This window comes from Acidimicrobiia bacterium, assembly GCA_016650365.1.
Lineage (GTDB): Bacteria > Actinomycetota > Acidimicrobiia > Spongiisociales > JAENVV01 > JAENVV01.
Map to the genome: position 1 here is coordinate 1 of JAENVV010000065.1, position 4,697 is coordinate 4,697.

Here is a 4,697-nt window from a genome sequence, read left to right on the forward strand (position 1 = left end):
CGCCTGGCCTGTTGGGCAAGCTGCTCTTCAGTCGTATGTTGGATATCTGGATCGGTGGCGGCTACCACTGGCGATTGCTCCTTTGAGTAGACGATGGAGGTGCCGGGCGGGTTCTTACCGCGCCCGGCACCTCCACTGTTGTCGGCCTACGGCGCGATCGGGTCGAAGCGAGGCATCGTCCAGTCGGCTGGAAGTACATTCGGGTTGTCCGGATTTAGTTCAGTCATCAGGTCATAGATGAGGACTTCGGCATCGATCCAGTCCTGGTCCATGTAGACGGAGTCGACGAACCAGTCGTTCGGTCCCGCCATGAAGTCGATCATCCAGGCGATGTCCTCTTCACTTTCAACCGCGAAATGCTGCGGATAGGAAGCGACAATTTCGGCCTTGTTCTGAACCCAGAGGTCGATCCCGGTCTGCCACAACTGGAGGAAGGCCTTGGCCTCATCCGGATGGCTGTCGTACCACTCTTCGGTGGCCGTAAACAGGTTCGACATGACATGGTTCTGGCCGTCGTCGATACCTGAGAACGTGGTGTAGAGCTGGAACGGCATCAGACCGTCATACATCAACTCGATTTCACCAGTCCGCAGGTGCGGAGCAGCTGCCTCAGGAATGACTACGGCTACTTCGCAGTCGCCACGGAGCAGGTTCGTCGGGTTGACGAAGTGATCGTTCACGACCAGGTTGAAGTCACCGCCACCGACTCGATAGTCGAGTCCATGCAATTGCTGGGCAGCCACCGTCCAGAACCCGGTGTTCGATACCGGACTACTGACACAGATGTTCGATCCGAGCGGAACGTCGGCCAGCGTCTCATAGGGATCTCCAGCCCGTTTCATCATGGGCGAACGCTGGAAGTTGTACTTACCGAAGGTCACCGTTCGGATGGCAGTCTCGGACTCGAGAACTGGGATCTCTTGGGTCCCCATCGACACGATGTCGCCATGACCGCCCGCAAAGTACGTGAATTCGTCCCAGGTGCTACTGGTGACGATACGGATGTTGTTGGTTTCTTCCCAGGTCGCCAGAACCGCCGTATCAGTCAGGTAGTCCCAGACCGGATCCGGGGCGAATGCGAACCGGATGACGCTGGCCGGTTGGTTTGCGTCAACGGCTGGAGCTCCTGCATTTGCGACCGCGTCTGCGGCGTCCGCGATTGCCTGATCGGCGGCGGCTTGGGCGGCTTCGGCGGCGGCTTGGGCCGCTGCCGCGTCATCCAGGGCTGCTTGCAATTCTTCTGCGGTTACCCCGTCAGCGGGGGCCGTGTCTCCCGATCCGCACGCCGATAGCACCATCGCTAACAACGTAAATAGGGCGAGCCACTTTATGGTCTTTCGCTTCACCAGTTCTCCTCCTTGGCTGCGTATACAGGACTCAGCTCACGACATCGCGTCTCCATATCTGACGGCTGTCGCTCCGAGCCCTCGATCATGCAATATACATGACATATGATATCGGTGTCCCGATACGGGGCATGTTTTCGAAAGGAGATCTGGAATGGGAGTCGACATCACCGACCTTGAGTTCTCCTGGCCGTCATCGGAGGCCGTGTTTTCGGCCCTGAGCTTGCGGGTGAAATCGCACAGTGTCCATGCCGTCATGGGTAGGTCCGGATGTGGGAAGTCAACCCTCCTCAGCCTGATCGCCGGACTCGAATCACCGAGTCATGGGACTATCGCCTTTGTCGGGGAGCGGATTCATCGTCAGCATGTGGCAATGGTGTTTCAGGATCCGCGCCTGCTCCCGTGGTGGCCAGTCGATCGGAATGTCGCGATATCCGCGGAGTTCGAAGGGCGCGGCCCGGAGTGGTATCGCCGGGTGAAGGATTATTACACCAACCTTGTGGGTCTCAAGGAGTTTGCGAACCGGATGCCGCATCAGCTTTCGCTCGGGATGCAAACCAAGGCCAGCATCGGTCGCGGCTTTGCTCACGATGCCGATGTCATGTTGCTAGACGAACCGTTCGTGCATCTCGATGCCATCAGCCGCAGGAAGATGTGGGTCGAGCTCGAGACGCATTGGGAGCTTGATCCACGCACCTATGTTCTGGTTACTCACGATCCCGAGGAAGCGGTGATGTTGGCCGATCGGGTATCGATCTTGACCCCGGCACCTTCCCACCTGTATGAGACGATTGAGATTGACCTACCCCGGCCTCGTACGATTGACATGTTGACCCATCCAGGGTTCCGGTCGGCGTTGAGTCGGGTGTGGGAAGCTCTCGAACGAGCTAGATAGGAGTAACCATGGATACTGGCCATGTTCTCGAAGAGGCCTACCGACGGATTAATGAACTTGTTCATCAGGCGACCGATGGACTCGGGCACGAAGGGTTGACCTACCGGCCTGAGCCGGGTGCCAACTCGATCGCCTGGCTCGTTTGGCATCTCACCAGGATTCAGGATGACCACATAGCGGCCCTTGCCGGGGGTTCACAGTTGTGGGAAGACCGGAGTTGGGCGACCATCACCGGGGTCGATCGGCCTTTCGAAGCCCTCGGGCAGGGCGATGGACCGCATGACGTGGCGGCCATCCGGCCCGGGTCGTCGGAAGGTTTGTTGAAGTATCACGATGCTGTGATGCAACGCAGTCTTGCCTATGTAGGGGATCTGACGCCGAGCCTCCTCGACGAGATCATCGACCGTTCGTATGATCCGCCGGTCACCAGGGGAGTGCGTCTCGTGAGCGTGCTGAGCGACAACATCCAGCATGCCGGGCAGGCCCGATATCTGCGTGGGATCGTTGATCGGCTCGGGATTTAGCCGGCTGCGGCGGGCTTCGGCAGAACGAAGGTTGCCTGGCCGGACGTTGTAACCGTACCGTCGGGCTTGCGAGCCCAGAGGTCAACGTCAAAGGTTTCAGCCGAGATGGCGGTCACGGTTCCTCCGCACTCGAGGGTATCGCCAAGGTAGGCAGGGGCCGAGTGCCGGTAGGCGATGCGGACCGGTCGAGTCTCAGGTCCCAGCCACCATTGAACCGCTTGAAGCAGGTACGTCCCCTGGAGGGGCCCGTGAATCAGCAAACCAGGGTGACCGTCGTGTTCGGTTGTGAAGGGCAGGTCGTAGTGGATGCGGTGCAGCAACCAGGCTGCCGCGCTGAACTGGAACAGGTCGGTGGTCGTTGGGGTCCGGACAATGGACGGGATCTCGGTGCCGACGGTGATCATCGATAGATCCTCGTGAACTCTTCTCGGAACACTTGGTTACCCGTGTCGTTCGTGAATACGAATTCGGTCTTCACAAACACGAGCGTCCCCGTGCGCCCTTCCTTTTCGAAGAGGTCGATGATCCGCTTTTCCAAGGTGAGCGTGTCGCCGGCGTGAATCGGATCGCCGAATTCGATGACCGTCTCGCCGGCCATTGCCTTGGTGGTTGGCAGTGGCGGTACGTCGGCTGTCGCCGACCCATCAGGCTCGAGCTGATCGGCATCAACGAGGTGAGCGGCTTGTACTCGCACGGTATAGGGGAAGTAGGGGGGAGCGAGCAGGTCGGGGTGGCCCGACGATCTGGCCGACTCGACGTCGAAATAGACCGGGTCGGTCTCTCCGATCGCTCGTGAGTACCGCTGGATGTCGGTTCGGCTGACGGTAACTGCGTAGCTCGGAAACGGACGCTGGGCCCAGGCTCGCGCCTCGTCGGTGATGATGCCCATCAGATGCCCATCGTCTTGGCGATGATGTTCTTTTGGATATCGGACGTGCCTGCCCCGATAACTCCGAGACGCGATTCGCGGAAGTGGCGCTGGAGGTCGTACTCCATTGTGTAGCCGTACCCTCCGAGGATTTGCAGTCCTTCATCGGCGATCTCTTTGTACGCCTCGCAGGCATACAGTTTGAGGATGGCCGCGTCTCGGACGGTGGCCGTGCCTTCGTCGAGTCGGAAGGCATACCGGTAGACGAGCATTTCCGAAATCTCGGTCATCATCTGCATCTCGGCGAGACGATGGCTGATCGCCTGGAATTTGGCGATCGGCTGGTTGAACTGGTGACGATTCTGTGCGTAGTCCAGGGCGTCGGCCAGGGCTGCCTTGGCGGCTCCGGTTCTGGCAGCCGACAGGCAGAGCCGTTCATAACGGAGAAACTCGCCAAGGTCCTTCCATCCCTCGTGCAACTCGCCAAGCATGCGGCTTTTTGGAACGCGGACGTCATCGAAAAAGAGCGTGGCGGTTCCAAGTGGCCAATGCCCGAGCGTTTCGATCGGCGCCCAGGTCAATCCGGGAGCGTCGGTGTCGACCAGGAAATTGGTGATGCCATTGTGCTTGCGTCCTTCCGACGAGGTGCGCGTGGCGACCACGTCGAGGTCGCTCGCTTTGAAGCCCGACGTGAAGACTTTCTGGCCGTTGAGGATGAAGTCGTCGCCGTCGGCTACCGCGGTGAGTTTGATGGCAGCGGCATCGGATCCGGCGTCTGGCTCCGTGAGCGAGAAACACACGGTGGCGGTGCCATCGGCGATCTTGGGCAGGAATTCTTGTCTGAGTTCTTCCGAGCCGCGGCTGATGGCTAGGCCGCCCCAGGTGACCGCCCGGAATACCCAGAAGGACAGATCGAGGAACGCTCGGCCGAGTTCTTCGAGAAGGATGGCCACCTCGACCGCACCGCCTCCAGAGCCTCCGTATTCCTCGGGAATGTTGATCCCGACCCACCCTTGAGCGGCGAGCTTGTCGTACAAGTCCCGGGGAGGACGACGTTCACGATC

6 protein-coding genes are annotated in these 4,697 nt (G+C 59.8%); 2 read left to right on the plus strand and 4 right to left on the minus strand.

All coding sequences use genetic code 11. The features are described 5' to 3' along the window. Positions 1-146: 146 nt before the first annotated feature. A complete protein-coding gene (locus tag JJE47_04210; protein ID MBK5266616.1) occupies positions 147-1,346 on the minus strand; it encodes an ABC transporter substrate-binding protein in 1,200 nt (399 codons plus the stop codon). A 154-nt stretch (positions 1,347-1,500) separates the two neighbouring features. On the opposite strand from JJE47_04210, the gene JJE47_04215 reads away from it, so the two are divergent. Continuing rightward, on the plus strand, positions 1,501-2,241 hold the full coding sequence (locus JJE47_04215; protein ID MBK5266617.1) for an ATP-binding cassette domain-containing protein: 741 nt from the start codon (positions 1,501-1,503) through the stop codon (positions 2,239-2,241). Between the two features lie 8 nt (positions 2,242-2,249). Continuing rightward, positions 2,250-2,765 carry a DinB family protein gene (locus JJE47_04220; protein MBK5266618.1) on the plus strand — a complete coding sequence of 172 codons (516 nt, stop codon included), beginning with the start codon at positions 2,250-2,252 and terminating at the stop codon, positions 2,763-2,765. Here the strand turns inward: JJE47_04220 and JJE47_04225 are convergent. The 3 genes from JJE47_04225 to JJE47_04235 all read right to left on the minus strand — a co-directional run. After that, complete coding sequence (locus JJE47_04225; protein MBK5266619.1) at positions 2,762-3,169, minus strand: hypothetical protein; 408 nt, start codon at positions 3,167-3,169, stop codon at positions 2,762-2,764. The genes JJE47_04220 and JJE47_04225 overlap by 4 nt on opposite strands. Beyond that, the gene (locus JJE47_04230) at positions 3,166-3,654 is read right to left on the minus strand and encodes a MaoC family dehydratase N-terminal domain-containing protein (protein ID MBK5266620.1); all 489 of its coding nucleotides are present in this window, start codon (positions 3,652-3,654) and stop codon (positions 3,166-3,168) included. The genes JJE47_04225 and JJE47_04230 overlap by 4 nt, the downstream gene beginning before the upstream one ends. Further along, positions 3,654-4,697: acyl-CoA dehydrogenase family protein (locus JJE47_04235; GenBank protein ID MBK5266621.1), on the minus strand; the 1,044-nt coding region annotated here is incomplete at its 5' end. The genes JJE47_04235 and JJE47_04230, both read right to left, overlap by 1 nt.

Excerpts from the sequence above, each read along its gene's own strand:
- JJE47_04215 (MBK5266617.1), top strand. The coding sequence starts at position 1,501 with ATGGGAGTCGACATCACCGACCTTGAGTTCTCCTGGCCGTCATCGGAG.
- JJE47_04220 (MBK5266618.1), top strand. The coding sequence starts at position 2,250 with ATGGATACTGGCCATGTTCTCGAAGAGGCCTACCGACGGATTAATGAA.
- JJE47_04225 (MBK5266619.1), bottom strand. The coding sequence starts at position 3,169 with ATGATCACCGTCGGCACCGAGATCCCGTCCATTGTCCGGACCCCAACG.
- JJE47_04230 (MBK5266620.1), bottom strand. The coding sequence starts at position 3,654 with ATGGGCATCATCACCGACGAGGCGCGAGCCTGGGCCCAGCGTCCGTTT.